This is a genomic window from Pseudomonas sp. 4CAES_32.4 (assembly GCF_058136335.1).
The window spans coordinates 5,067,565-5,093,475 of the sequence record NZ_CM176882.1 but is presented as its reverse complement, the minus strand read 5'-3'; the positions used below and the strand labels follow the sequence as shown (position 1 = coordinate 5,093,475).

26 protein-coding genes are annotated in these 25,911 nt (G+C 59.2%); 24 read left to right on the top strand and 2 right to left on the bottom strand.

Annotated features, from left to right (window positions below; genetic code table 11):
- The first annotated feature begins 34 nt into the window (after positions 1 to 34).
- The 3 genes from secD (at position 35) to AC3Y64_RS22815 (ending at position 3,497) form a co-directional block, all read left to right on the top strand.
- Positions 35 to 1,903 carry a protein translocase subunit SecD gene (gene secD, locus AC3Y64_RS22825; RefSeq protein WP_489985339.1) on the top strand — a complete coding sequence of 623 codons (1,869 nt, stop codon included), beginning with the start codon at positions 35 to 37 and terminating at the stop codon, positions 1,901 to 1,903.
- 9 nt (positions 1,904 to 1,912) lie between these two features.
- A complete protein-coding gene (gene secF, locus AC3Y64_RS22820; protein WP_250606270.1) occupies positions 1,913 to 2,827 on the top strand; it encodes a protein translocase subunit SecF in 915 nt (304 codons plus the stop codon).
- Between the two features lie 121 nt (positions 2,828 to 2,948).
- On the top strand, positions 2,949 to 3,497 hold the full coding sequence (locus AC3Y64_RS22815) for a glycine zipper 2TM domain-containing protein (RefSeq protein WP_008084667.1): 549 nt from the start codon (positions 2,949 to 2,951) through the stop codon (positions 3,495 to 3,497).
- 226 nt (positions 3,498 to 3,723) lie between these two features.
- On the opposite strand, the gene suhB is transcribed toward AC3Y64_RS22815, so the two are convergent.
- The gene (gene suhB / locus AC3Y64_RS22810) at positions 3,724 to 4,542 is read right to left on the bottom strand and encodes a type III secretion system regulator SuhB (RefSeq protein WP_016773320.1); all 819 of its coding nucleotides are present in this window, start codon (positions 4,540 to 4,542) and stop codon (positions 3,724 to 3,726) included.
- Between the two features lie 145 nt (positions 4,543 to 4,687).
- Here suhB and trmJ point away from each other — a divergent pair, with 145 nt between their 5' ends.
- The 21 genes from trmJ to AC3Y64_RS22705 all read left to right on the top strand — a co-directional run bounded on the left by trmJ (position 4,688) and on the right by AC3Y64_RS22705 (position 23,624).
- The gene (trmJ, locus tag AC3Y64_RS22805) at positions 4,688 to 5,458 is read left to right on the top strand and encodes a tRNA (cytosine(32)/uridine(32)-2'-O)-methyltransferase TrmJ (RefSeq protein WP_008084663.1); all 771 of its coding nucleotides are present in this window, start codon (positions 4,688 to 4,690) and stop codon (positions 5,456 to 5,458) included.
- A gap of 3 nt (positions 5,459 to 5,461) precedes the next feature.
- Positions 5,462 to 6,238 (top strand): serine O-acetyltransferase, encoded by a 777-nt coding sequence (gene cysE / locus AC3Y64_RS22800; RefSeq protein WP_007916901.1) that lies wholly within the window; start codon positions 5,462 to 5,464, stop codon positions 6,236 to 6,238.
- Between the two features lie 247 nt (positions 6,239 to 6,485).
- Positions 6,486 to 6,977, top strand: a complete 492-nt coding sequence (iscR, locus tag AC3Y64_RS22795) for a Fe-S cluster assembly transcriptional regulator IscR (RefSeq protein WP_003227911.1) — start codon at positions 6,486 to 6,488, stop codon at positions 6,975 to 6,977.
- A 47-nt stretch (positions 6,978 to 7,024) separates the two neighbouring features.
- A complete protein-coding gene (locus AC3Y64_RS22790) occupies positions 7,025 to 8,239 on the top strand; it encodes an IscS subfamily cysteine desulfurase (RefSeq protein ID WP_158960936.1) in 1,215 nt (404 codons plus the stop codon).
- Between the two features lie 101 nt (positions 8,240 to 8,340).
- On the top strand, positions 8,341 to 8,727 hold the full coding sequence (gene iscU / locus AC3Y64_RS22785; protein WP_007916892.1) for a Fe-S cluster assembly scaffold IscU: 387 nt from the start codon (positions 8,341 to 8,343) through the stop codon (positions 8,725 to 8,727).
- Between the two features lie 34 nt (positions 8,728 to 8,761).
- A complete protein-coding gene (gene iscA, locus AC3Y64_RS22780) occupies positions 8,762 to 9,085 on the top strand; it encodes an iron-sulfur cluster assembly protein IscA (protein WP_003227904.1) in 324 nt (107 codons plus the stop codon).
- A gap of 8 nt (positions 9,086 to 9,093) precedes the next feature.
- Positions 9,094 to 9,615, top strand: a complete 522-nt coding sequence (gene hscB / locus AC3Y64_RS22775; RefSeq protein WP_008084660.1) for a co-chaperone HscB — start codon at positions 9,094 to 9,096, stop codon at positions 9,613 to 9,615.
- 51 nt (positions 9,616 to 9,666) lie between these two features.
- A complete protein-coding gene (hscA, locus tag AC3Y64_RS22770; protein WP_489985338.1) occupies positions 9,667 to 11,532 on the top strand; it encodes a Fe-S protein assembly chaperone HscA in 1,866 nt (621 codons plus the stop codon).
- On the top strand, positions 11,532 to 11,873 hold the full coding sequence (fdx, locus tag AC3Y64_RS22765) for an ISC system 2Fe-2S type ferredoxin (protein WP_007916885.1): 342 nt from the start codon (positions 11,532 to 11,534) through the stop codon (positions 11,871 to 11,873). The genes hscA and fdx overlap by 1 nt, the downstream gene beginning before the upstream one ends.
- Positions 11,874 to 11,887: 14 nt before the next feature.
- Positions 11,888 to 12,088, top strand: a complete 201-nt coding sequence (gene iscX, locus AC3Y64_RS22760) for a Fe-S cluster assembly protein IscX (RefSeq protein ID WP_489985337.1) — start codon at positions 11,888 to 11,890, stop codon at positions 12,086 to 12,088.
- Between the two features lie 87 nt (positions 12,089 to 12,175).
- Positions 12,176 to 12,601, top strand: a complete 426-nt coding sequence (gene ndk, locus AC3Y64_RS22755; RefSeq protein ID WP_007916882.1) for a nucleoside-diphosphate kinase — start codon at positions 12,176 to 12,178, stop codon at positions 12,599 to 12,601.
- A gap of 28 nt (positions 12,602 to 12,629) precedes the next feature.
- Positions 12,630 to 13,778 carry a dual-specificity RNA methyltransferase RlmN gene (gene rlmN / locus AC3Y64_RS22750; protein ID WP_025109218.1) on the top strand — a complete coding sequence of 383 codons (1,149 nt, stop codon included), beginning with the start codon at positions 12,630 to 12,632 and terminating at the stop codon, positions 13,776 to 13,778.
- A gap of 12 nt (positions 13,779 to 13,790) precedes the next feature.
- Complete coding sequence (gene pilW / locus AC3Y64_RS22745) at positions 13,791 to 14,549, top strand: type IV pilus biogenesis/stability protein PilW (RefSeq protein WP_489985336.1); 759 nt, start codon at positions 13,791 to 13,793, stop codon at positions 14,547 to 14,549.
- Complete coding sequence (locus tag AC3Y64_RS22740) at positions 14,549 to 15,583, top strand: RodZ domain-containing protein (RefSeq protein ID WP_489985335.1); 1,035 nt, start codon at positions 14,549 to 14,551, stop codon at positions 15,581 to 15,583. Before pilW ends, AC3Y64_RS22740 begins: the two co-directional genes overlap by 1 nt.
- A gap of 3 nt (positions 15,584 to 15,586) precedes the next feature.
- Positions 15,587 to 16,696: a flavodoxin-dependent (E)-4-hydroxy-3-methylbut-2-enyl-diphosphate synthase gene (gene ispG, locus AC3Y64_RS22735; RefSeq protein WP_008084646.1), complete on the top strand. Its 1,110-nt coding sequence runs from the start codon at positions 15,587 to 15,589 to the stop codon at positions 16,694 to 16,696.
- A gap of 37 nt (positions 16,697 to 16,733) precedes the next feature.
- Positions 16,734 to 18,023 (top strand): histidine--tRNA ligase, encoded by a 1,290-nt coding sequence (gene hisS / locus AC3Y64_RS22730; RefSeq protein ID WP_489985334.1) that lies wholly within the window; start codon positions 16,734 to 16,736, stop codon positions 18,021 to 18,023.
- A 41-nt stretch (positions 18,024 to 18,064) separates the two neighbouring features.
- Complete coding sequence (locus AC3Y64_RS22725; protein WP_038362971.1) at positions 18,065 to 18,706, top strand: YfgM family protein; 642 nt, start codon at positions 18,065 to 18,067, stop codon at positions 18,704 to 18,706.
- Positions 18,699 to 19,850, top strand: coding sequence for an outer membrane protein assembly factor BamB (bamB, locus tag AC3Y64_RS22720; protein WP_016984368.1), 1,152 nt, complete (start codon positions 18,699 to 18,701; stop codon positions 19,848 to 19,850). Before AC3Y64_RS22725 ends, bamB begins: the two co-directional genes overlap by 8 nt.
- 139 nt (positions 19,851 to 19,989) lie before the next feature.
- Positions 19,990 to 21,462 carry a ribosome biogenesis GTPase Der gene (der, locus tag AC3Y64_RS22715; protein WP_158960943.1) on the top strand — a complete coding sequence of 491 codons (1,473 nt, stop codon included), beginning with the start codon at positions 19,990 to 19,992 and terminating at the stop codon, positions 21,460 to 21,462.
- A 234-nt stretch (positions 21,463 to 21,696) separates the two neighbouring features.
- Positions 21,697 to 22,845, top strand: a complete 1,149-nt coding sequence (locus AC3Y64_RS22710; RefSeq protein WP_489985333.1) for a pyridoxal phosphate-dependent aminotransferase — start codon at positions 21,697 to 21,699, stop codon at positions 22,843 to 22,845.
- A complete protein-coding gene (locus tag AC3Y64_RS22705; protein WP_158960947.1) occupies positions 22,833 to 23,624 on the top strand; it encodes an amidohydrolase in 792 nt (263 codons plus the stop codon). The genes AC3Y64_RS22710 and AC3Y64_RS22705 overlap by 13 nt, the downstream gene beginning before the upstream one ends.
- A gap of 191 nt (positions 23,625 to 23,815) precedes the next feature.
- On the opposite strand, the gene leuA is transcribed toward AC3Y64_RS22705, so the two are convergent.
- Positions 23,816 to 25,495, bottom strand: coding sequence for a 2-isopropylmalate synthase (gene leuA / locus AC3Y64_RS22700; RefSeq protein WP_053123514.1), 1,680 nt, complete (start codon positions 25,493 to 25,495; stop codon positions 23,816 to 23,818).
- Positions 25,496 to 25,911 lie beyond the last annotated feature (416 nt).

Sequence of the window (25,911 nt, the reverse complement as noted above, 5' to 3'; positions counted from 1 at the left end):
GCGCAAGGCGCCCCGCGTCATAACGGGCGGCGTGATGCTGAACAAATATCCTCTGTGGAAATACATTCTGATCCTGGCGGTGCTGGCGATCGGTCTGATTTATTCCGCTCCGAATCTATACCCCGATGACCCGGCTATTCAGATCAGCGGCGCCAGCACGGCTCTGCAGGTCAATCAAGCCGATCTGGACCGCGTAAGCACCGCGCTTCACGAGTCCGGCATCAACGTCAAGGCAGCCACGCTGGCGGCAAATGGCAAGGGCGGCCTGATCCGTCTGAGCAAGGCTGAAGATCAGCTGCCGGCCAAAGACGTGGTGCGCAAGGCGTTGGGTGATGACTACGTCGTCGCGCTGAACCTGGCACAGACCACCCCGCAATGGCTGCGCAATCTGGGCGCGCACCCGATGAAGCTGGGTCTGGACTTGTCCGGTGGTGTGCACTTCCTGCTGGAAGTGGACATGGACAAAGCCCTCGATGCACGCCTGAAAGTCTACGAAGGCGACGTCAAGAGCCTGCTGCGCAAAGAGAAACTGCGTTATCGCAGCCTGCCGCAGCTCAATGGTGCCATTCAGTTGGGCTTCAGCGATGAAGACTCCCGTGAACAGGCCCGTGCGCTGGTCCGCAAGAACTTCAACGATTTCGACATTGTTCCGGCCGACCTCAACGGTCAACCGGTACTGCGTCTGGCGATGACCCCGGCCAAGCTGGCGGAAATCCGTGAATACTCCATCAAGCAGAACTTGACCACGGTACGTAACCGCGTCAACGAGCTGGGTGTTGCCGAACCGATCGTCCAGCGTCAGGGCGCCAACCGCATCGTGGTTGAGCTGCCGGGCGTGCAGGACACTGCCGAAGCCAAGCGTATTCTCGGCAAGACGGCCAACCTTGAGTTCCGTCTGGCTGCAGAGCCGGGTGCTTCGAAAGCCACTTCCGAGACTTTCGAGTTCCGTGAAGGCAATCGTCCTCCTGCGCAGATCGAACGTGGTCTGATCATCACCGGTGACCAGGTCACCGACGCCAAGGCCGGTTTCGGCGAGCACGGCACACCTGAAGTGAACATCCGTCTGGATGGTCACGGTGGTGAGCTGATGAGCCGCGCAACCCGCTCGAACGTTGGTCGCAGCATGGCGGTGATCTTCATCGAGCAGCGTCCGGTTACCACCTACGTCAAGCAGATGGTCGACGGCGTCGAAAAAGACGTCGCGGTGCAAACGTTCAAAGAAGAGAAAAAGATCATCAGCCTGGCGACCATTCAGTCGCCGCTGGGTGCTCAGTTCCGCATCACTGGCCTGAACGGTCAGGGCGAGTCGTCCGAACTGGCGCTGCTGCTGCGTGCCGGTGGTCTGGCTGCACCGATGTACTTCGCTGAAGAGCGCACAATCGGCCCGAGCCTGGGTGCTGACAACATCACCAAAGGTATCGATGCGTCGCTGTGGGGCATGCTGTTCGTGTCGCTGTTCATCATTGCCATCTACCGCTTCTTCGGCATTATCGCCACCGTCGCACTGGCGGTGAACATGGTGCTGCTGCTGGCGCTGATGTCGCTGCTGGGTGCAACACTGACCCTGCCGGGTATCGCCGGTATCGTGCTGACCATGGGTATGGCGGTCGACGCCAACGTGCTGATCTTCTCGCGGATCCGTGAAGAGATCGCCGCCGGCATGACCGTGCAGCGTGCAATCAACGAAGGCTTCGGCCGGGCATTCACCGCGATTCTCGACGCCAACCTGACTACCTTGTTGGTCGGCGGGATTCTCTTTGCGATGGGCACCGGCCCGGTCAAAGGTTTCGCAGTGACCATGTCCCTCGGGATCTTTACCTCGATGTTCACGGCCATCATGGTGACCCGCGCAATGGTCAACCTGATCTTTGGCGGACGTGACTTCAAGAAGTTGTGGATTTAAGGGGCTGCCATGTTACGTACAATCAACTTCATGGGCGTTCGCAACTTCGCGTTCGGCGTCACAGTGTTTCTCACGTTGCTGGCTATTTTCAGTGTCGTGACCAAGGGTATGAACTGGGGCCTGGATTTCACCGGCGGTACGCTCATCGAGCTGACCTACGAGCGTCCAGCGGATGTCACCAAGGTGCGTGAAGAGCTGGTGACTTCGGGTTACCACGAAGCCATCGTGCAGAGCTTCGGTGCAACCACCGATCTGCTGGTGCGCATGCCGGGTGAAGACCCGCAGCTGGGCCATCAGGTCGCGGAAGCGCTGCAGAAGCTCGGTGGCGACAACCCGGCGACGGTCAAGCGTGTCGAGTTCGTCGGCCCGCAGGTCGGTGAAGAGCTGCGCGACCAGGGCGGCCTCGGCATGCTGCTGGCGCTCGGCGGCATCCTGATCTACCTGGCTTTCCGCTTTCAGTGGAAGTTCGCGGTCGGCGCCATCGTTTCGCTGATTCACGACGTGATCGTGACCATCGGTATCCTGTCGTTTTTCCAGATCACCTTCGACCTGACGGTACTGGCGGCGGTACTGGCAATCATCGGTTACTCGCTGAACGACACCATCGTGGTATTCGACCGGGTTCGTGAGAACTTCCGTGTTCTGCGCAAGGCTACGCTGATCGAGAACATCAACATCTCGACGACTCAGACCCTGTTGCGGACCATGGCGACGTCGATCTCCACCTTGCTGGCGATCGCGGCACTGCTGTTCTTCGGCGGTGACAATCTGTTCGGCTTCTCGATCGCCCTGTTCATCGGTGTTCTGGCGGGTACTTACTCGTCGATCTACATCGCCAACGTGGTGTTGATCTGGCTGAATCTGAGCACCGAGGATCTGATTCCTCCGGCCAACACCGAGAAGGAAGTCGACGACCGTCCATAACGGCCATCGCTTTCCCGGCTGTCAGCCCAAGAAAGGCGCGAGTTGAACTCGCGCCTTTTTTTATGCTCCAAGGCTGGGAGAAGCGCGGGCGCGTCCCGCATGTGATGGTCAGGAGGTTCATGTGAACAAGTCGTTGCTGGTTGGTGCGGTATTGGGTGCTGTCGGTGTGACTGCCGGGGGTGCTGTTGCCACCTACAGCCTGGTTAAAAGCGGCCCTGAGTATGCGCAAGTGTTGGCCGTTGAACCGGTTAAAACACAGATCAAGACGCCACGTGAAGTGTGCAAGGATGTAGCGGTGACCCGCCAGGCGCCGGTCAAAGATCAGCACCAGATTCTTGGCACTGCAATCGGTGCGGTAGCCGGTGGTTTGCTGGGTAATCAGGTTGGCGGCGGCACCGGCAAGAAGATCGCCACGGTGGCTGGCGCAGTCGGTGGCGGTTACGCCGGTAACAAGGTGCAGGAAGGTATGCAGAATCGCGACACCTACACCACGACCCAGACTCGCTGTAACACCGTGAATGACATCAGCGACAAGGTTGTCGGTTACGACGTGCGTTACTCGCTCGATGGCAAGGAAGGCAAAGTGCGGATGGATCGCGATCCGGGCAACCAGATTCCGGTCGACAAGGAAGGTAAGCTGATTCTGTCGCAGAATGAGCCGGGTCAGTAAGGACCGACTGTTTTTAAAAAGAAGCACCCTGCGGGGTGCTTTTTTGTGCCCACAGGAAACCCGATCTCTACTGTAGGAGCTGCCGAAGGCTGCGATCTTTTGATCTTTGTCTTTTAAAAACCAGGATCAAAAGATCGCAGCCTTCGGCAGCTCCTACTGGGTATGATGGAAAATTCGGGCATAAAAAAAGCACCCCGAAGGGTGCTTTTTTCGTTACGCCTGAAGCTTAGCGCTTCAGCGAAGCCGGCAGGTGCGGCTGGATCGCCGTCAGAACTGCCTTGAAGCATTTGGTGTTGCCGGCAACGATGTGGCCTTTTTCAAGGAAATCGTGACCGCCGGTGAAGTCGCTCACCAGGCCGCCAGCTTCTTGAATCAGCAGGGCGCCTGCAGCCATGTCCCACTCGGACAGACCTGACTCCCAGAATGCATCGAAACGACCGGCAGCGACATAAGCCAGGTCCAGGCTCGCCGAACCGGCGCGGCGGATGCCGGCAGTCTGGCCAACCAGAGCGCGGAACATGCCCAGATAGTTGTCGAGGTTGTCCATCTGGTCGTCACGGAACGGGAAGCCGGTACCCAGCAGGGCGCCGTCGAGGCTGGTGCGACCGCTGACGCGCAGGCGACGACCGTTCAGTTGAGCGCCGCGACCACGGCTGGCGGTGAATTCTTCCTGGCGAACCGGGTCGAGAACCACTGCGTGCTCCAGGCGACCACGGTACTTACAGGCAATGCTGACAGCGAAGTGAGGAATGCCGCGCAGGAAGTTGGTGGTGCCGTCCAGCGGATCGATGATCCACAGGTACTCTTCGCCTTCGATGCCAGTGCCGGCGTGCAGGCCAGTCTCTTCACCCTGGATCGAGTGATTCGGGTAAGCCTTGCGCAGGGCATCGATGATTTTCTGTTCAGCGGCGCGATCGACCTCGGATACATAATCCTTGGCGTCTTTTTCGTCGACCTTGATGGTATCCAGGCGCTCGATGGAGCGGAAGATCAGTTCACTGGCGCTGCGGGCGGCGCGCAGCGCGATATTCAGCATGGGCTGCATGGATGTGTCACCTAAGGTTGTTAAAGAAAGCCGCGCATTCTATCAGAACTTTTCTTCAGGTGAAGGACGCTGTTCGCTTTCATAGCTTAACGGTAGGCTGTTCTGTAAGATTTGCACCCCTTTCCTGTGTCCGAGAGCGCCTCCCTTGCTGCAGAACATTCGTGTCGTCCTGGTCAATACCAGCCACCCCGGCAACATCGGCGGGGCCGCGCGCGCCATGAAAAACATGGGTCTGTCGCGATTGGTGCTGGTCGAACCGCGCCTGTTTCCGCACCACGAGGCCGATGCTCGCGCCTCCGGTGCCGGTGACATTCTTGAAAATGCGCAAGTCGTCGCCACCCTGGAAGACGCCTTGGTCGGCTGCAATCTGGTGCTCGGCACCAGCGCCCGTGATCGTCGTATTCCCTGGCCGCTGCTGGATCCGCGCGAGTGCGGCACCAAAGTGGTCGAGGAGGCCGGGCAGGGCGCCGAAATCGCCCTGGTGTTCGGCCGTGAAGATTCCGGCCTGACCAATGACGAGCTGCAGCGATGTCACTTTCACGTGCACATCCCCTCCGATCCGGAGTTCAGTTCGCTGAACCTCGGCGCGGCGGTGCAGGTGTTGAGCTATGAAGTGCGCATGGCCTGGCTGGCCGCACAAGGTCAACCGAGCAAGATCGAGAAAGAAGAAGTGGCCTCGGTGAAAAGCGCCGAGCTGGCGACCATGGATGAGCTGGAGCGCTTTTATGAGCACCTGGAGCAGACGCTGGTTGCCATCGAATTCCTCGATCCGGAAAAACCGCGACACTTGATGGCGCGCCTGCGCCGGTTGTACGGACGCAGCTCGGTCAGCCGAGCGGAAATGAATATTTTGCGTGGCATCCTCACGGAAACCCAAAAAGCGGCCCGTGGCGAGCTTCTTAAACGGAAGGACTAAATGATGTTTGAGCGTTTGCGTGAAGATATCCAGAGCGTATTCCATCGAGATCCGGCGGCGCGTAACGCTTTTGAAGTCCTGACCTGCTACCCCGGCATGCATGCGATCTGGATTCATCGATTGGCCGGCATGCTGTGGCGCAACGAACTGAAATGGCTGGCGCGGCTGGTGTCGAACTTCGGTCGCTGGTTGACCGGTATCGAAATTCATCCGGGGGCAAAAGTTGGTCGACGCTTCTTTATTGACCACGGCATGGGCATCGTCATCGGTGAAACCGCCGAAATTGGCGACGACGTAACCATTTATCAGGGTGTGACCCTGGGTGGCACCAGTTGGAACAAAGGCAAGCGCCATCCAACGCTGGGCGACGGTGTTGTGGTGGGCGCGGGCGCCAAAGTGCTCGGCCCGTTCACGGTCGGCGCCGGTGCCAAGGTCGGTTCCAATGCCGTGGTGACCAAAGAAGTGCCGCCGGGCGCTACGGTTGTGGGTATCCCGGGGCGGATCATCGTCAAATCTGACGAAGAGCAGGACGCCAAGCGCAAGGCCATGGCTGAGAAGATCGGTTTCGATGCTTATGGCGTCAGCGAAGACATGCCCGACCCGGTGGCGCGCGCCATCGGTCAGTTGCTCGATCACTTGCAAGCGGTGGACGGGCGGCTGGAAGGAATGTGCGGCGCTTTGAAGGATCTGGGCAGCAATTACTGTGCGAAAGATCTGCCTGAGCTGCGTGAGGAAGACTTTGCCTGCGTCAAAGGCAAAGACGAATCCAAAGCGAGCTGACATTCCCCTGTAGGAGCTGCCGCAGGCTGCGATCCCTTGATTTTCTAAAGAGCAAAATCAAAAGATCGCAGCCTGCGGCAGCTCCTACAGGGGTATCCGGCAGCCGGTGTGCCATTACGCCACAGACCCTGCTATCATTCGCGCGCTCTTTTGCGGGTAATCCTGACTAAAGTACTAGGTCTTAAAGTTGACTTAAATACTCGGGAATTGCATACTCGCCCCATTCTGAACTCCGTGGTAACTGTCCATGCGACTGACTACAAAAGGCCGATACGCCGTGACCGCCATGCTTGACCTGGCGTTGCACGCGCAGCACGGGCCCGTGTCCCTGGCCGATATCTCCGAGCGCCAAGGCATCTCCCTGTCCTACCTCGAGCAGCTGTTCGCCAAGCTGCGCCGCAGCAACCTGGTTTCCAGCGTTCGCGGTCCGGGTGGCGGCTACCAATTGTCCCGCGACATGCAGGGCATCCAGGTCGCCCAGGTGATCGATGCAGTAAACGAATCGGTTGATGCCACAAAGTGCCAGGGCCAAGGCGATTGCCATTCCGGCGACACGTGCCTGACTCACCATCTGTGGTGCGACTTGAGCCTGCAGATTCACGAATTTCTAAGTGGTATCAGCTTGGCTGATCTTGTAACTCGCCGTGAGGTGCAAGAAGTAGCCCAGCGTCAGGACCAGCGCCGTTGCAACAGCAAGGCGCCACGCCTGGACAAGATTGAAGCGTCCGCCGTCGAATGACAGCCGAAGAGCTAGCGGTACGCCAGCCCTGATTTAGGAGATAGTCCATGAAATTGCCGATTTACCTTGATTACTCTGCGACCACCCCGGTCGATCCGCGCGTTGCGCAAAAAATGAGTGAATGCCTGCTGGTTGACGGAAACTTCGGTAACCCGGCGTCCCGTTCCCACGTATTCGGCTGGAAAGCTGAAGAGTCCGTCGAAAACGCCCGTCGTCAGGTGGCCGATCTGGTCAACGCCGACCCTCGCGAGATCGTCTGGACCTCGGGCGCTACCGAATCCGACAACCTGGCAATCAAAGGTGCGGCACATTTCTACGCCTCCAAGGGCAAGCACCTGATCACCTCGAAGATTGAGCACAAGGCTGTCCTCGACACCATGCGCCAACTGGAGCGTGAAGGTTTCGAAGTGACCTATCTCGAGCCGACCGAAGACGGTCTGATCACACCGGCGATGATTGAAGCTGCACTGCGCGAAGACACCATCCTGGTCTCCGTGATGCACGTGAACAACGAAATCGGCACCGTTAACGACATCGCCGCGATCGGCGAAATGCTCCGCGCCAAGGGCATTCTGTTCCACGTCGACGCCGCTCAGTCCACTGGCAAGGTCGAGATCGACCTGCAGAAGCTGAAAGTCGACATGATGTCGTTCTCCGCTCACAAAACCTACGGCCCTAAAGGCATCGGCGCGCTGTACGTCAGTCGCAAGCCGCGTGTGCGCATCGAAGCGACCATGCACGGCGGCGGTCACGAGCGTGGCATGCGTTCCGGCACCCTGGCGACTCACCAGATTGTTGGCATGGGCGAAGCGTTCCGCGTGGCCAAAGAAGACATGGCTGCTGAAAACGTCCGTATCAAAGCCTTGAGCGACCGTTTCTACAAGCAGGTCGAGCATCTGGAAGAGCTGTACGTCAATGGCAGCCTGACCGCCCGCGTTCCGCACAACCTGAACCTGAGCTTCAACTACGTTGAAGGCGAGTCGCTGATCATGGCGCTCAAGGATCTGGCGGTATCGTCCGGTTCGGCCTGCACCTCGGCGTCGCTCGAGCCTTCGTACGTACTGCGCGCCCTGGGCCGCAACGACGAACTGGCACACAGCTCGATCCGCTTCACCTTCGGTCGCTTCACTACCGAAGAAGAAATCGACTACGCCGCGCAGAAAGTCTGCGAGGCCGTTACCAAGCTGCGCGCTCTGTCGCCGCTGTGGGACATGTACAAAGACGGCGTCGATATCTCGAAAATCGAGTGGGCGGCACACTAAATATAGAAGCCGCCGGATACAGATCCTGTAGCGACGCGGCGGTTTACGCAGCGCAGTTACAGGGTCTCAAGAGCGGCCCTGATGAGTGAGGATTGAGAATCATGGCTTACAGCGAAAAGGTCATCGACCACTACGAAAACCCGCGCAACGTCGGCAAGATGAACGCGGAAGATCCTGATGTCGGCACCGGCATGGTTGGTGCTCCGGCATGCGGCGACGTGATGCGTCTGCAAATCAAGGTCAACGACGCTGGCATCATCGAAGATGCCAAGTTCAAGACCTACGGCTGCGGTTCGGCTATCGCTTCCAGCTCCCTCGCTACCGAGTGGATGAAGGGCAAGACCCTGGACGAAGCAGAAACCATCAAGAACACTCAGCTGGCCGAAGAACTGGCCCTGCCGCCAGTGAAAATTCACTGCTCGGTACTGGCTGAAGACGCTATCAAAGCGGCTGTTCGCGATTACAAGCAGAAGAAAGGCTTGATCTGACTTTCTGGATTTGGCGACGAGTAAGGAGTCACCGATGGCTATCAGCATGACAGAAGCGGCTGCTCGACACGTGCGGCGCTCCCTCGACGGGCGCGGCAAAGGTGAAGGGATTCGTCTGGGTGTTCGCACCACAGGCTGTTCCGGCCTTGCCTACGTGCTGGAGTTTGTCGACGAGGTGGTTGCAGAGGATCAGGTGTTCGAGAGTCACGGCGAAAAAGTGATCATCGACCCGAAAAGCCTGGCCTACCTGGACGGCACCGAGCTCGATTTCGTCAAGGAAGGGTTGAACGAAGGCTTCAAGTTCAACAACCCCAACGTACGCGGTGAGTGTGGCTGCGGCGAAAGCTTCAACATCTGAGGCTTGTCGTGGGTATTCCTTGTCATTTCGCTTTATTCGAGCTGCAACCGAGTTTCCGTCTGGATCTCGAGCAGTTGGCCACGCGCTATCGTGAGTTGGCGCGCGGCGTTCATCCTGACCGCTTTGCCGATGCTTCCGAGCGTGAGCAGCGCTCGGCACTCGAGCAATCTGCGCGGCTCAACGACGCCTATCAGACGCTCAAGAGTCCGGCCCAGCGCGCACGCTACCTGCTGACCATCAGCGGGCATGAAGTGCCGATGGAAGTCACCGTCCATGATCCCGAGTTTCTTCTGCAGCAGATGCAATGGCGCGAAGAGCTCGAAGACCTTCAGGACAGTGCCGACCTCGACGGTGTCGCGGTATTCAAGCGTCGCTTGAAGGTGGCTCAGGAAGAACTCAACGAAAGCTTCGCAGCCTGTTGGGATGATGCAGCGCAACGCGAACAGGCCGAACGCCTGATGCGGCGCATGCAGTTCCTCGACAAGCTCACCTACGAAGTGCGCCAGTTAGAAGAGCGCCTCGACGATTAACCCAGTGCTGCCCTGATTGCACGCCTGATAGACAGACAAGACCTGATTACCATGGCTCTACTGCAGATCGCCGAACCCGGCCAAAGTCCTCAACCGCACCAGCGTCGCCTGGCTGTGGGGATCGACTTGGGCACTACCAATTCGCTGGTCGCTGCATTGCGCAGTGGTCTTTCCGAGCCGCTGGCCGACGCTAACGGGCAGGTCATCCTGCCGTCCGCCGTGCGTTATCACGCCGATCGCGTCGAAGTCGGCGAATCGGCCAAACTGGCTGCCGCCTCCGACCCTTTGAACACTGTGCTGTCGGTCAAGCGCTTGATGGGTCGTGGTCTGTCCGACGTCAAGCAATTGGGCGAGCAACTGCCGTACCGCTTTGTCGGCGGCGAATCGCACATGCCGTTCATCGACACCGTGCAGGGCCCGAAAAGCCCGGTCGAAGTCTCCGCCGATATCCTCAAGGTCCTGCGTCAGCGCGCTGAAGCGACCTTGGGTGGCGAATTGGTGGGGGCGGTGATCACCGTTCCGGCGTATTTCGACGATGCTCAGCGTCAAGCCACCAAAGATGCGGCCAAACTCGCCGGTCTGAACGTGCTGCGTCTGCTCAACGAGCCGACTGCCGCTGCGGTGGCGTACGGTCTGGATCAGCATGCTGAAGGTCTGGTCGCCATTTACGACCTGGGCGGCGGCACCTTCGATATCTCCATTCTGCGTCTGACTGGCGGTGTTTTCGAAGTCTTGGCCACTGGCGGCGACAGCGCGCTGGGCGGCGACGACTTCGATCACGCGATTGCCGGCTGGATCATCGAGAGCGCGGGTCTGTCCGCTGATCTCGATCCGGGCGCGCAACGCAATCTGCTGCAAACCGCTTGTGCGGCCAAAGAAGCCCTGACCGATGCGGCCAGCGTTGAAGTGGTCTATGGCAACTGGAAAGCGCCGCTGACTCGCGAAGCCTTCGATGCGCTGATCGAGCCAATGGTCGCGCGCAGCCTGAAAGCCTGCCGTCGCGCCGTTCGCGATTCCGGCATCGAGTTGGAAGACGTGCACGCCGTGGTCATGGTTGGCGGTTCGACGCGCGTTCCGCGTGTTCGCGAAGCCGTTGCCGAAGCCTTTGGTCGTCAGCCTTTGACCGAGATCGATCCAGATCAAGTGGTGGCCATCGGTGCCGCGATCCAGGCCGATACCCTGGCTGGCAACAAGCGTGATGGCGGCGAATTGCTGCTGCTCGACGTGATTCCACTGTCCCTGGGGCTGGAAACCATGGGCGGCCTGATGGAGAAGGTGATTCCGCGTAACACCACCATTCCCGTCGCTCGCGCACAAGATTTTACGACTTATAAAGACGGCCAGTCGGCCATGGCGATCCACGTATTGCAGGGCGAGCGCGAGCTGATCAGCGACTGCCGCTCGCTGGCGCGCTTCGAATTGCGCGGCATTCCAGCGATGGTGGCCGGTGCAGCGAAAATTCGCGTGACCTTCCAGGTCGATGCCGACGGTCTGCTCAGCGTTTCCGCCCGTGAACTGGGTTCGGGCGTTGAGGCGAGCATCCAGGTCAAGCCGTCCTACGGTCTGACCGACGGCGAAATTGCCAAAATGCTTAAGGATTCGTTTCAGCACGCCAATGACGACAAGGTCGCCCGCGTTCTGCGCGAGCAGCAAGTCGATGCCCAGCGCCTGATTGAAGCGGTGCAGGGTGCTCTCGAGGTTGATGGCGAGCGTTTGCTCGACGCCGAAGAGCGCATGGTTATCGACCTGCAGGTGCAGGAGCTGGCCGAACTGATGAAAGGTACTGATGGTTACGCCATCGAGCAGCAGACCAAACGTCTGTCGCAAGTGACCGATGCTTTTGCTGCCCGCCGCATGGATCTGACGGTGAAAGCCGCTCTGTCGGGGCGCAATCTGAATGAAATCGAGGATATCTGATGCCGCAGGTCATTTTTCTGCCCCACGAGAAGTTCTGCCCTGAAGGCATGGTCGTCGAGGCTGCACCCGGCACCTCGATTCTCGAGCTGGCCCACGAACACCACATCGAGATGGAAAGTGCCTGCGGCGGCGTCTGCGCCTGCACCACCTGCCACTGCATCATTCGCGAGGGTTTCGACTCGATGGAAGAGGCGGACGAGCTGGAAGAAGACTTCCTTGATCGTGCCTGGGGACTGGAAGCGCAATCGCGTCTGGCTTGCCAGGCTATCGTTGGTGAAGAAGACATCACCGTCGAGATTCCGAAATATTCGCTTAACCATGCGGCTGAAGCGCCGCACTGACTGGTAAGACTGTCATGAGCTACGGTTGGAATGATGTTCAACGTATTGCAGAAGAACTGTCCGAGGCCCATGCCGGCGTCGATCCGTATTCTGTAGGTTTTGTCCGTCTGCAGCAGATGATCCTGGATCTGCCTGACTTCGATAGCACTTCTGGCCGTGTCGGCGAGAAGGTGCTGGAAGCGGTTCAGGAGCTCTGGGCCAAAGAATTGGACTGATCGTCTCGCAGGTTAGGCAATACCCAAGAACCCGCGTATAATTCGCGGGTTTAATTTTTCGCAAATTACCGTTTCTGGAGTTACACCATGGCTGTTCAACGTACTTTCTCCATCATCAAGCCTGACGCTGTTGCTAAAAACGTCATCGGCGAGATCACCACTCGTTTCGAAAAAGCAGGCCTGCGCGTTGTAGCTTCGAAACTGAAGCAACTGTCCAAAGCCGAAGCTGAAGGCTTCTACGCTGAGCACAGCGCTCGTGGTTTCTTCGGCGACCTGGTTGCTTTCATGATCTCCGGTCCTGTTGTTGTTCAGGTTCTGGAAGGCGAAAACGCTATCGCTCTGAACCGTGAGCTGATGGGCGCTACCAACCCTAAAGAAGCTGCTGCCGGCACCATCCGCGCTGACTTCGCTGATTCCATCGACGCCAACGCTGTTCACGGTTCGGACTCCGAAGCCGCAGCTGCTCGTGAAATCTCGTACTTCTTCGCAGCTACTGAAGTAACCACTCGCTAAGCATTGGCTTAAGAGTGAAGGTGAATCCATGACTACATCGACTGTAAAAACCAACCTGCTGGGTCTGACTCAACAGGAAATGGAAAAATTCTTCGACTCAATCGGGGAGAAGCGTTTCCGTGCCGGTCAGGTAATGAAATGGATTCACCACTTTGGCGTCGATGATTTCGACGCCATGACGAACGTCAGCAAGGCCCTGCGCGACAAGCTCAAGGCCATTGCTGAGGTCCGTGGTCCGGAAGTGGTCAGCGAGGACATCTCCAGCGACGGCACCCGTAAGTGGGTGGTGCGCGTGGCGTCCGGCAGCTGCGTCGAGACCGTGTACATTCCCCAGGGCAAACGCGGCACTCTGTGCGTTTCGTCCCAGGCAGGCTGTGCCCTGGATTGCAGTTTCTGCTCCACCGGCAAGCAAGGCTTCAATAGCAACCTCACCGCCGCCGAAGTCATCGGTCAGGTGTGGATTGCCAACAAATCTTTCGGCAGTGTCCCGGCAACCGTCGACCGTGCCATCACCAACGTGGTGATGATGGGCATGGGTGAGCCGCTGTTGAACTTCGACAACGTCGTCGCCGCCATGCATCTGATGATGGATGACCTCGGCTACGGGATCTCCAAGCGCCGCGTGACCCTGTCCACTTCGGGTGTGGTGCCGATGATCGATGAGCTGGCCAAGCACATCGACGTGTCCCTGGCGTTGTCCCTGCACGCACCGAATGACGCATTGCGTAACCAATTGGTGCCGATCAACAAGAAGTATCCGCTTAAGATGCTGCTCGAGTCGTGCCAGCGCTACATGTCCGCCCTTGGCGAGAAGCGTGTGCTGACCATCGAGTACACCTTGCTCAAGGACATCAACGACAAGGTCGAGCACGCCGTCGAAATGATCGCGCTGCTGAAAGATATCCCGTGCAAGATCAACCTGATTCCGTTCAACCCGTTCCCGCACTCCGGGTACGAGCGTCCGAGCAACAACGCGATCCGTCGTTTCCAGGATCAGTTGCATCAGGCCGGTTTCAACGTCACTGTCCGCACCACCCGTGGTGAAGACATCGACGCCGCATGTGGTCAATTGGTAGGGCAGGTGCTGGATCGCACCCGTCGCAGCGAACGTTATATCGCCGTGCGTGAGTTGAGCGCCGACAGCGATCTGGCACAGAACGCCGCGAACACTAACTAAGAGAGGATCTCTATGTCCCTGCGCTTTGCGCTGCTGTTGCTGTTGGCCAGCCTGTGTGCTGGTTGTGTCCTGTCGGGTGACTACAACCCGATGAAGACCAGCAAGGGCCGCGATGAAGCGCGGGCTGCGTACGTGCAGTTGGGGCTGGGATACTTGCAACAAGGCATGAGCGAGCGGGCCAAGGTGCCGCTGAAGAAGGCGCTGGAAATCGACGGCTCCGATCCTGACGCCAATGCGGCCCTGGGCTTGGTGTTCCAGTCCGAAATGGAACCGGAACTGGCCGACGAACACTTCCGCAAGGCCTTGTCCTCGCGTCCTGCCGATGCGCGGATCCTCAACAACTACGGCAGTTTTCTCTACGAACAACAGCGTTATAAAGAAGCCTACGAGCGTTTTGAACAGGCCGCCGCCGATACCCTGTATCCTGAGCGTTCGCGTGTGTTCGAGAACCTCGGCATGACCGCTTCAAAGCTTGGCGAGCGTGATCTGGCGCAGCAGCAGCTGGAAAAGGCCCTGCGTTTGAACCGCCAACAACCACGCGCATTGCTGGAAATGGCTGAGTTGTCCTTCGAAGACAGGCATTATGTGCCCGCACGTGACTATTACGACCGTTTCAGCCTGCTGACCGAACAAAATGCACGTAGTCTATTGCTCGGTGTTCGGCTGGCAAAAGTGTTTGAAGATCGCGACAAGGCCGCCAGTTATGGCCTGCAATTAAAACGACTCTATCCCGGTACGCCGGAATATCAGCAATACCTGTCGGAGCAATGATGAAAGCGGCGCATCCCGAAGTTGTAGCAGCGAATCGCGTTAACCCCGGTGAGACCCTGCGCCAGGCCCGCGAAAGCAATGGCTGGTCGCTGGCCGAAGTGGCCCTCAAGCTCAACCTCACCGTGACTTCCCTGAGCAATCTTGAAGCCGGCGCTTTCGACAAGCTGCCGGGGCATACCTTCGCTCGCGGTTACATTCGCGCCTATGCCAAATTGCTCGGCATGGACCAGACTGTACTGGTTCAGCAGTTCGACCAATCCACCGGCACCGATTCCCAGGGCAGCAACGTCCACGCCCTCGGCCGTATCGAAGAGCCTGTGCGGGTTTCCCACACCATTCTGCGAATCGTCAGCCTGCTGTTGCTGATCGCGGTCATCGGCGGCGGTTTCGTCTGGTGGCAGGATCAGACCTCACTGCGCACCAAGGACCTGACGTCTCTGGCGCCTGAGCACGTTGAAGTCGAAGGTGCCGACGGTACGACCCAGATTCACCCGATCGATGAGCCGGAAGACCAGGCTGTCGAGGAGAATCAGGCCGATACGTCGACGACACTGGCGTTGCCTCAGTCCGAAACCACGGCTGAATCGACCGGTGCCGAAGGCGCTGCTCCGGCCATCACTCCAACTGCTCCGGCTGCAACGCCGACCGCCCCGGTTCATACACCGGCGCCGGTTGTCGCCACTCCGGCGACCCCAGCGCCTACCGTGCCGGCCACTCCGGCGCCGACCGTTACTGCTCCGGTTGTTCCTGCTGCTCCGGCAGCCACCGCAGAAGCAGTCGCACCCGTTGCTGGCGAAGGTCAGGTACAACTGCAGTTCAGCGCCGATTGCTGGGCACAGGTGACCGATGGTCGTGGCAAAGTGATCTTCAGTGGTCTCAAGCATAAAGGCGACAGCGTCAGCGTTTCCGGCAAGCCGCCGCTTAACGTACGTCTGGGCGTAGCTCGTGCCGCACAGGTCAGCTACAACGGCCAACCGGTCGATATCGCTCCGTTCACCAGTGGCGAGACTGCTCGCCTGAAGTTGGGTCAATAAGTCATGCACGGCGAATCTCCAATCAAACGTCGCGTTTCGCGCAAGATCTGGGTCGGCAACGTACCGGTGGGCGGCGATGCGCCGATCGCGGTGCAGAGCATGACCAACAGTGATACCAATGACGTTGCCGCCACTGTTGCGCAAATCAATCGTCTGGAAGCCGCGGGCGTCGACATCGTTCGCGTTTCGGTGCCGGACATGGACGCCGCAGAGGCGTTCGGCAAGATCAAGCAACTGGTCAAGGTGCCGTTGGTTGCCGACATCCACTTCGACTACAAGATCGCTTTGCGCGTAGCTGAGCTGGGTGTGGACTGCCTGCGCATCAACCCGGGCAACATCGGTCGTGAAGACCGCGTGCGTGCCGTGGTCGATGCCGCCCGTGATCGCGGCATTCCGATCCGCATCGGCGTCAACGCCGGTTCGCTGGAAAAAGACCTGCAAAAGAAATACGGCGAGCCGACACCAGCCGCGCTGGTCGAGTCCGCCCTGCGTCACGTCGAGCACCTCGAACGCCTGAATTTCCAGGACTTCAAGGTCAGCGTGAAAGCCTCCGACGTGTTCATGGCCGTTGAAGCCTACCGCCTGCTGGCGAAAGAAATCGTTCAGCCGCTGCACCTGGGCATCACCGAAGCCGGTGGATTGCGTTCGGGCACAGTGAAATCCGCCGTGGGCCTAGGTATGCTGCTCGCCGAGGGGATTGGCGATACTATCCGCATCTCGCTGGCGGCCGACCCGGTCGAGGAAGTGAAGGTCGGTTACGACATTCTCAAGTCTTTGCATCTGCGTTCCCGTGGCATCAACTTCATCGCCTGCCCGAGCTGCTCGCGGCAGAACTTCGATGTGGTCAAGACCATGAACGAGCTGGAAGGGCGCCTTGAAGACCTGCTGGTGCCGTTGGATGTCGCGGTGATCGGTTGTGTGGTCAACGGCCCCGGCGAAGCCAAGGAAGCCCATATCGGCTTGACCGGCGGCACGCCAAACCTGATTTACATCGACGGCAAGCCGGCGCAGAAACTGACGAATGACAATCTGGTGGACGAGCTGGAAAGGCTGATCCGCCAGAAAGCGGCCGAAAAGGTCGAAGCTGACGCTGCCGTAATCGCGCGCGGCTGACCCTGACTGAAGAGCCGAACGAATTTAAGGATTTAAAGTGAGCAAGTCATTGCAAGCCATTCGTGGCATGAACGACATCCTGCCCGAACAGACCCCGCTGTGGCGTTATTTCGAGGGCACCGTTGCGCGCCTGCTGGATAACTACGGTTACAAGCAGATCCGCATGCCGATCGTCGAGTTCACCGAGCTGTTCAAGCGCTCGATCGGTGAAGTGACCGACATCGTCGAAAAAGAGATGTACACCTTCGAAGACCGCAACGGCGACTCCCTGACCCTGCGTCCGGAAGGCACCGCGGCGTGCGTGCGTGCGGTGCTCGAACACGGCATCACCGGTGGCGGCCAGGTGCAGAAACTCTGGTACATCGGCCCGATGTTCCGCCACGAGCGCCCGCAGAAAGGCCGGTATCGCCAGTTCCACCAGATCGGTCTGGAGGTGTTCAACCTCGACGGTCCGGACATCGACGCCGAGCTGATCATCATGACCTGGCGCCTGTGGGGCGAGCTGGGCATCCGTGATGCGGTCAAGCTCGAACTCAACAGCCTGGGCACCAGCGAGTCCCGTGGTCGCTACCGTGAAGCGCTGGTCGAGTACCTCTCGGCGCACTACGACAAGCTTGACGAAGACAGCCAGCGTCGCCTGAAAACCAACCCGCTGCGCGTGCTCGACACGAAAAATGCCGACACCCAAGCAGTGCTGGTCGATGCGCCGAAAATGGCCGACTACCTCGACGATGAGTCCCGCGCGCACTTCGAGGGTTTGAAGTCGCGTCTGGATGCCGTCGGCATTCCGTACGTGCTTAACCCGAAACTGGTTCGCGGCCTCGATTACTACAGCAAAACTGTTTTCGAATGGGTCACCGACAAGCTCGGCGCCCAGGGCACTGTCTGCGCGGGCGGTCGTTATGACGGTCTGGTCGAGCAGATGGGCGGCAAGCCAACCACCGGCGTCGGTTTCGCCATGGGCATCGAGCGTCTGGTGCTGATGCTGGAAACCCTTGAGCAGATCCCGGAAGAAATCTCCCGTCAGGTCGACGTCTACCTTTGTGCCTTCGGTGAAGAAGCCGAGCTGGCCGGTCTGGCCCTGGCTGAACGTGTTCGTGATCAACTTCCAAACCTGCGCCTGCAAGTCAATGCCGGCGCCGGCAGCTTCAAAAGCCAGTTCAAGAAGGCCGACAAGAGCGGTGCGCTGTACGCACTGATCCTCGGTGACGACGAAATGGCCCAGCAAGTGGTAGGTTTCAAACCCCTGCGTGGCCAGGGCGAACAACAAAGCATTGCCTGGGATGCGCTCGCCGCTCACCTGGCCACCTGCGTCGTGCAGGGTTGAAGCTGTCTAAACAGCCGATTTAGCGATTAAGGAGTATTGGGGTGTCGAGTACCGAAGACGAACAGTTGGCGGATTTGAAGGACTGGTGGACACGCAACGGCAAACCTCTGGTCACCGGCGGCCTGTTGGCGCTGGTCATCGTGTTCGGCTGGCAGGCATATCACAAATACCAGAGCAACCAGTCGCAAGGCGCCTCGGTGCTCTATCAGCAATTGCTGGAAACCACGCTGACGCCTGACGGCAAGCCTGATGCTGCCCGCGTTGCGGATCTGGCCGGCAAGCTCAACAGCGAATTCGGCGGTTCTGCCTATGCGCAGTACGGCAGCCTGTTCGTGGCCAAAGTGGCTGTGGACAGCGGCAAGCTGGACGACGCCGCGACCGAGCTGAAAGCCATCGTCGACAAACCGGCCAACCCGGCGCTGGGCGAAATCGCCCGTCAGCGTCTGGCTCAGGTACTCGGCGCACAGAACAAGGCTGAAGATGCCCTGAAACTGCTCGACGGCGACGCCGACAAAGCGTTCCTGGCGACTCGCGAAGAACTCAAGGGCGACCTGCTGGTGCAGCTGGGCCGTACCGATGACGCGAACAAGGCGTATCAAAAAGCCAAGGCGGCACTGTCGGATGAAGCGGCGGTCGGTGGCCTTCAAATCAAGCTCGACGACCTGGCCAAAGGGGATGCGTGACGTGATCCGTTGGAAGCATGCAGCATTGCTGGCTCTGGCCCTTCTGGCCGCGGGTTGCAGCAGCAACAGCAAAAAAGAATTGCCACCGGCTGAACTGACCGACTTCAAAGAAGAAGTGGTTCTGCAAAAGCAGTGGAGTCGTTCGATCGGTGACGGTCAGGGCGAAACCTACAACATGCTGGTGCCGGCGATCGACGGTGACACCATCTACGCCGCCGATGTGACCGGTGTGGTGATGGCCATGGATCGTGGCAATGGCGACGTGAAATGGAAGCAGGATCTTGATCTGCCTGTCTCCGGCGCTGTCGGCGTTGGTTATGGTCTGGTTCTGATCGGCACCCTGCGTGGCGAAGTCGTCGCTCTGGACACCAGCAACGGTGAAGAGAAGTGGCGCGCTCGCGTCAACAGTGAAGTCCTCGCACCACCGGCCAACAACGGTGACGTTGTGGTTGTGCAGACTCAGGACGATCGTCTGATCGGTCTGGATGCATCGACCGGTACTCAGCGCTGGGTGTATGACAGCACTCCGGCCGTACTGACCCTGCGTGGCACCAGTGCCCCGCTGGTCACTAACCGCCTCGCGGTGGCTGGGCTGTCGACCGGTAAAGTAGTCGCGCTGGATATTTCCAACGGCGTGCCGGTCTGGGAACAACGCATTGCGATTCCACAGGGTCGTTCGGAACTGGAGCGCGTGGTCGACATCGACGGCGGCCTGCTGCTGTCCGGCGGTACTTTGTACGTTGCCAGCTATCAGGGTCGCGTTGCGGCACTGGATCTGGAAAGCGGTCGTCAACTCTGGCAGCGCGATGCGTCGAGCTACGCCGGTATCGCCCAGGGTTTCGGCAGCGTTTACGTGAGCCTGTCCTCGGGCACCGTTGAAGGCGTCGACGAACGTTCCACCACTGCATTGTGGAGCAACGATTCGCTGGCTCGCCGTCAACTGTCGGCTCCGGAAGTGTTCTCCAGCTATGTTGCAGTGGGTGACCTGGAAGGTTATCTGCACCTGCTGAGTCAGGTTGACGGTCGTTTCGTCGGCCGTGAGCGCATCGACAGCGACGGCCTGCGTGCCCGTCCGCTGGTGGTGGGTGACACGATTTATGTGTATGGCAACAGCGGCAAACTGGAAGCCCTGACCATCAAGTAACAACTATGCTTGGGGATAACACCCCAGGCAGCTTCACTTGTGGAAGTGGACCTGTTCACTCCCGCAGTGTTGCCCCGAGCACCAGCCGCTGCCTCGCAGCGGCTTTTGTATTTTCTGAAATAACGAAGTGGAGAGCCGCATGGTTCCCGTAATCGCCCTGGTGGGCCGACCGAACGTCGGCAAATCCACCTTGTTCAACCGCCTGACCAGGACTCGCGACGCCATCGTCGGCGACTTGTCCGGTCTGACCCGTGATCGCCAGTACGGTGAGGCCAAGTGGCAAGGGCGTTCCTACATTCTGATCGACACCGGCGGTATCTCCGGTGACGAGCATGGTATGGACGAAAAAATGGCCGAGCAGTCGCTGCTGGCCATTGAAGAAGCTGATGTTGTGCTGTTCCTGGTAGATGCCAAGGCCGGTTTTACCGCCGCCGACCAGATGATCGCCGAACACCTGCGCAAACGTAACAAGCGTTCCCACGTGGTCGCCAACAAGGTCGACAACATCGACCCGGAAATGGCCCGCGCCGAATTCGCCCCGCTGGGTATGGGCCACGCGATCCCGATCGCCGGTGCTCACGGCCGCGGCATCACGCAGTTGCTGGAAGCCGCCCTGGGCGATTTCCCGCGCGATGATGACGAGCTGGCGGAAGGTGAAGAGGAAGAAGTCGTTGCCGAAGGCGAGGAAGCCAAGCGCATTCCTGGCCCAAGCGAAAAGGACGGCATCAAGATCGCCATCATCGGCCGCCCGAACGTGGGCAAGTCGACCTTGGTCAACCGCATGCTCGGTGAAGACCGGGTAATCGTTTATGACCAACCTGGCACCACCCGCGACAGTATCTACATCCCGTTCGAACGGAACGAAGAGAAGTACACGCTGATCGACACCGCTGGTGTGCGCAAGCGCGGCAAGATCCACGAAGAAGTCGAAAAATTCTCCGTGGTGAAAACCCTGCAGGCGATCAAAGACGCCAACGTGGTGATCTTCGTGATGGACGCCCGCGAAGGCGTGGTCGATCACGACCTCAACCTGCTGGGCTTCGCCATTGAGTCGGGTCGTGCGCTGGTGATCGCGATCAACAAGTGGGACGGCATGACGCCGAGCGAGCGCGACTACGTCAAGGTCGAGCTGCAGCGTCGCCTGTTCTTCGTTGATTACGCCGACATCCACTTCATCTCGGCACTGCACGGCACGGGCGTGGGCAACCTCTACGCTTCGGTGCAGAACTCGTTCAAGTCGGCGGTTACCCGCTGGCCGACCAACCGTCTGACCCAGATTCTGGAAGATGCGGTTGGCGAGCACGCGCCACCGATGGTCAACAATCGCCGGATCAAGCTGCGTTACGCCCACTTGGGTGGTGCCAACCCGCCGATTATCGTGATCCACGGTAACCAGATCGAGAAAGTGCCGAAGTCGTATGTGCGCTATCTGGAAAACACTTACCGCCGTGTGCTGAAGCTGGTCGGTACGCCGATCCGCATCGAGTTCAAGGGTGGCGAGAACCCGTACGAAGGCAACAAGACTGCGCTGACCGACCGCCAGGTCAACAAGAAGCGTCGTTTGATGTCGCACCACAAGAAAGCCGACAAGAAGCGCCGCGACAAGAAATAAGGTCGCTGGCTGTTGATCGTTCCCATGCTCCGCGTGGGAATGTATCCCGTGACGCTCTGCGTCACAAAGCGGCCGACGCAGAGCGTCCAAGGCTGCATTCCCACGCAGAGCGTGGGAACGATCAATATGAGAGAAGGGTGCCATCCGGCGCCCTTTTTTTATGAGCGCCGGATGGGCTATCCTCGGGCTCTCCCGCGCCGTCGTCAGAGCCGGGTGTTGAGCAGGGAATCCCCCATGATCACCAGCAAGCTGCCGAATGTCGGCATCACTATTTTCACGCAGATGTCTCAGCTGGCCGCGCAAACCGGCGCAATCAACCTGTCACAGGGTTTTCCTGATTTTGACGGCCCTCAGGCGCTGCGTGATGCGGTCGGTCGGCACATTGCCAGTGGTCATAACCAATATTCGCCAATGACCGGTCTGCCGGCGCTGCGTGAGCAGATCGCCGCGAAGATCGCCCGCAGTTACGGCGTCAACGTCGATGCAGATAACGAAGTCACCGTGACGCCGGGCGCGACCCAGGCGATCTTCTGTGCGATTCAGGCAGTTATCCACAGCGGCGACGAAGTCATCGTTTTTGATCCGTGCTACGACAGCTACGCACCGGCGACGGAATTGGCCGGTGGTCGTTGCGTGCATGTACAGCTGAATGCGGACGACTTCTCCATCGATTTCGACAAACTCGCCGCGGCCCTGAGCCCGCGCACGAAGATGATCGTTATCAACACCCCGCACAACCCGAGCGGCGCCCTGATCAGCCGTGCGGAACTGGACCAACTGGCGGCGCTGATCCGCGATCGCGACATCTATCTGCTCAGCGATGAAGTCTACGAACACCTGGTGTTCGACGGCGTGCCCCACGTCAGCGTGCTTGCTCACGAAGAGTTGTACCCGCGTGCGTTCGTGGTCAGCTCGTTCGGCAAGACCTATCACGTCACTGGCTGGAAAACCGGTTACGTCGTCGCACCCCCGGCGTTGACCGCCGAGTTGCGCAAAGTCCATCAGTACGTCAGTTTCTGCTGCGTGACCCCGCTGCAATACGCGCTGGCCGACTACATGGCCGAGCACCCTGAACACGTCGAAGAGTTGCCGGGCTTCTATCAGGCCAAACGCGATCTGTTCTGTGATCTGCTGGCACCGTCGCGCTTCACCTTCAAACGTGTCACCGGCACCTATTTCCAACTGGTCGATTACTCACAGATCCGTCCTGACCTGAATGACGTCGAGATGGCGATGTGGATGACCCGCGAGCACGGCGTGGCGAGTATTCCGGTGTCGGTCTTCTACCAGAATCCACCCGAAGGCCAGCGCCTGGTGCGTCTGTGCTTTGCCAAACGCGAGGAGACGCTGCGTGAAGCGGCGGCAAAACTATGCGTGATCTGAGTGCGTTACCCGATCTGAACCTGGCGCTGATCCAGACCAGCCTGGCCTGGCACGACCGTCAGGCCAACTTCGAACACTTCGAGCTGTTGCTGGAACAGGCGCAGGGCGCGGATCTGATCATCCTGCCGGAGATGTTCACCACCGGCTTCTCCATGGAATCGGAAACCCTCGCCGAGCCCGAGAACGGTCCGAGCCACAAATGGCTGCGGACGCAGGCCGCTAAATTGAATGCGGTGATCACCGGCAGCGTAATCATCCAGGCGGCTGACGGCAGCCATCGCAATCGCTTGCTGTGGGCACGGCCGGACGGCGAAGTGTTGCATTACGACAAGCGTCACCTGTTCCGCATGGCCGGCGAGCACAACCATTACACGCCCGGCGAACGGCAGGTGCAGTTCGAGCTCAAGGGCTGGCGGATTCGCCCGTTGATTTGCTACGACCTGCGTTTCCCGGTGTGGAGTCGTGATTCGCAGGATACTGATCTGCTGCTGTACACGGCGAATTGGCCGGGGGCGCGACGGTTGCACTGGAATCGCCTGTTGCCGGCACGGGCCATCGAAAACCTCTGCTACGTGGCGGCGGTGAATCGCGTTGGCACTGACGGCAAGGGTTTTGCCTATACCGGTGACAGTCAGGTGCTGGATTTCCAGGGCGAGAGCTTGCTGGCGGCAGGGGAGGCGGACGGCGTGTTCAAGGTGGTGCTGGAAGCGGCGCCATTGGCGGCTTATCGCGAGCGCTTTCCGGCGAATCTGGATGCCGACACCTTCGAGTTCACCTGATCTTTATGCGCTGACTGCCAAGGCCCTATCGCCAGCAGGGCTGGCTCCCACAGTGGATCGTGTTCACAGCACAAACCCCCTGTGGGAGCTAGCCCTGCTAGCGATAAAGCCGGCACAGGCAACACAAAACCTGCAGGCAAAAAAAGGCCCTGAAGCTTTCACTTCAGGGCCTTTTGCATTTCAGCGAAGGCTTACGCCGCTTTCGCCTCAGGCTGGCTCAACGAGCGGTTCAGTGCGCTGAACAGGGCCTTGAAGCTGGCGGTGGTGATGTTTTCATCGATACCCACGCCGTGCACCGCACGTTCACCGTTCACGCGCAGCTCGATGTACGCCGCTGCTTTGGCGTTGGTGCCGGCGCCGATCGCGTGTTCGTTGTAGTCCATGATCTCCACCGGAATCGGCAGGCCGGCGACCAGTGCTTCCAGCGCACCGTTGCCCTTGCCACGCCAGTGCAGGTTGGTTTCGCCCTGACCCTTGCTCGCCACTTCCACTTCAACATTGCTGTTGCCGTTTTCTTCCTGCAGGCGATGGCTGACCAGCGCGTACGGGGTGTTGGCTTGCAGGTATTCGCTGATCAACAGCGAGTGGATCTGCTTGGCGGTCATCTCCAGGCCCAGGCGGTCGGTCTCACGCTGCACGACCTGGCTGAATTCGATCTGCATGCGACGTGGCAGGCTGATGCCGTATTCCTGTTCCAGCAAGTAAGCGATGCCACCCTTGCCCGACTGGCTGTTGACGCGAATCACCGCCTCGTAGCTGCGGCCAATGTCGGCCGGGTCGATCGGCAAGTACGGCACTTCCCACAGGGCATCTGGTTTCTGCTGGGAGAAGCCTTTGCGGATCGCATCCTGGTGCGAGCCGGAGAACGCGGTGTGCACCAGGTCGCCGACGTATGGGTGACGCGGGTGAACCTGAATCTGGTTGCACTCTTCGACGACTTTGCGCACGCCGTCGATGTCGGAGAAGTCCAGCTGCGGATCGAGACCCTGGGTGTACATGTTCAATGCGACGGTAACGAGGTCGACGTTACCGGTACGCTCGCCGTTGCCGAACAGGCAGCCTTCGACGCGATCGGCGCCGGCCATCAGGCCCAGCTCGGTGGCGGCGACGCCAGTGCCACGGTCGTTGTGGGTGTGCAGACTGATGATCACGCTGTCACGACGGTTGATGTTGCGGCCGAACCACTCGATCTGGTCGGCGTAGATGTTCGGCGTCGCGCATTCAACCGTGGCCGGCAGGTTGAGAATCATCTTGTGCTCAGGCGTCGGGTTCCACACCTCGATCACCGCATCACAGACTTCCTTGGCGAATTCCAGCTCAGTGGCGCTGAAGGTTTCCGGCGAGTATTCGAAGGTCCACTCGGTGTCCGGCTGCATCGCCGCGTATTTGACGAACAGCTTGGCAGCGTTCACGGCGATGGCCTTGATGCCGTCCTTGTCCTGGTTGAAGACGATGCGACGGAAGGACGGCGAGGTGGCGTTGTACAGGTGAACGATGGCTTTCTTCGCCCCGCGCAGGGATTCGAAGGTACGCTCGATCAAGTCTTCACGACCCTGGGTCAGCACCTGAATGGTGGTGTCGTCCGGGATGTGGCCTTCTTCGATCAAGGTACGCACGAAGTCGAAGTCGGTTTGCGAAGCGGCCGGGAACGAGGCTTCGATTTCCTTCACGCCCACTTGCACGAGGGTTTTCCAGAAGCGCAGCTTTTTCACCGCGTCCATCGGCTCGATCAGCGACTGGTTACCGTCACGCAGGTCGGAACTGCACCAGATCGGCGCGGTGTCGATGGTTTTCGACGGCCAGGTGCGATCCGGCAGGTTGATGACAGGAAACGCGCGGTATTTCGAAGACGGATCTTTGAGCATGCTCATCGGGAAATTCCTTATTGTCTGGGCCGAAAAGAGGCGGCCTGCCGGTGTTACCAATGTTTTGGGAAAAGCGTGGGACGAGGTGCCGCGATTCAGCCCGGCAGTCGTGCGCTGACGAGGCACAGGCTGCGGTGCTGGCGAAGCTGAATGAGGGTGTGAGAGGTTTTCATGCCCTCAACCCTAACCGCGAGGGGAGAGGATGGCAAGCAGTCGAAAAAAATTGAGAGGAATACTCGGAAAGCGGGTTTTTGCGCGATTTTATTGTGCGTAATAACGATGGGCGTTTGGTTTTTTGCGCGAGGTTTGATGGGGGCGCAATCGAGGTTGGCGGAGTTTCAGGGAGATTGCGGTGCCAATAAGTCAGTAATCGCCAGCAGGGCTGGCTCCCACAATGGCTCATGTTCACAACACAAAACCTG

Bases quoted from the DNA above. Each gene is read 5' to 3' on its own strand.
- cysE (WP_007916901.1), top strand. From the start codon at position 5,462: ATGTTTGAGCGTTTGCGTGAAGATATCCAGAGCGTATTCCATCGAGAT.
- rlmN (WP_025109218.1), top strand. From the start codon at position 12,630: ATGACTACATCGACTGTAAAAACCAACCTGCTGGGTCTGACTCAACAG.
- ndk (WP_007916882.1), top strand. From the start codon at position 12,176: ATGGCTGTTCAACGTACTTTCTCCATCATCAAGCCTGACGCTGTTGCT.
- der (WP_158960943.1), top strand. From the start codon at position 19,990: ATGGTTCCCGTAATCGCCCTGGTGGGCCGACCGAACGTCGGCAAATCC.
- AC3Y64_RS22790 (WP_158960936.1), top strand. From the start codon at position 7,025: ATGAAATTGCCGATTTACCTTGATTACTCTGCGACCACCCCGGTCGAT.
- hscA (WP_489985338.1), top strand. From the start codon at position 9,667: ATGGCTCTACTGCAGATCGCCGAACCCGGCCAAAGTCCTCAACCGCAC.
- ispG (WP_008084646.1), top strand. From the start codon at position 15,587: ATGCACGGCGAATCTCCAATCAAACGTCGCGTTTCGCGCAAGATCTGG.
- AC3Y64_RS22705 (WP_158960947.1), top strand. From the start codon at position 22,833: ATGCGTGATCTGAGTGCGTTACCCGATCTGAACCTGGCGCTGATCCAG.
- AC3Y64_RS22710 (WP_489985333.1), top strand. From the start codon at position 21,697: ATGATCACCAGCAAGCTGCCGAATGTCGGCATCACTATTTTCACGCAG.
- suhB (WP_016773320.1), bottom strand. From the start codon at position 4,542: ATGCAGCCCATGCTGAATATCGCGCTGCGCGCCGCCCGCAGCGCCAGT.
- pilW (WP_489985336.1), top strand. From the start codon at position 13,791: ATGTCCCTGCGCTTTGCGCTGCTGTTGCTGTTGGCCAGCCTGTGTGCT.
- iscU (WP_007916892.1), top strand. From the start codon at position 8,341: ATGGCTTACAGCGAAAAGGTCATCGACCACTACGAAAACCCGCGCAAC.
- iscR (WP_003227911.1), top strand. From the start codon at position 6,486: ATGCGACTGACTACAAAAGGCCGATACGCCGTGACCGCCATGCTTGAC.
- bamB (WP_016984368.1), top strand. From the start codon at position 18,699: ATGCGTGACGTGATCCGTTGGAAGCATGCAGCATTGCTGGCTCTGGCC.
- secD (WP_489985339.1), top strand. From the start codon at position 35: ATGCTGAACAAATATCCTCTGTGGAAATACATTCTGATCCTGGCGGTG.
- iscA (WP_003227904.1), top strand. From the start codon at position 8,762: ATGGCTATCAGCATGACAGAAGCGGCTGCTCGACACGTGCGGCGCTCC.
- fdx (WP_007916885.1), top strand. From the start codon at position 11,532: ATGCCGCAGGTCATTTTTCTGCCCCACGAGAAGTTCTGCCCTGAAGGC.
- secF (WP_250606270.1), top strand. From the start codon at position 1,913: ATGTTACGTACAATCAACTTCATGGGCGTTCGCAACTTCGCGTTCGGC.
- AC3Y64_RS22740 (WP_489985335.1), top strand. From the start codon at position 14,549: ATGAAAGCGGCGCATCCCGAAGTTGTAGCAGCGAATCGCGTTAACCCC.
- leuA (WP_053123514.1), bottom strand. From the start codon at position 25,495: ATGAGCATGCTCAAAGATCCGTCTTCGAAATACCGCGCGTTTCCTGTC.
- iscX (WP_489985337.1), top strand. From the start codon at position 11,888: ATGAGCTACGGTTGGAATGATGTTCAACGTATTGCAGAAGAACTGTCC.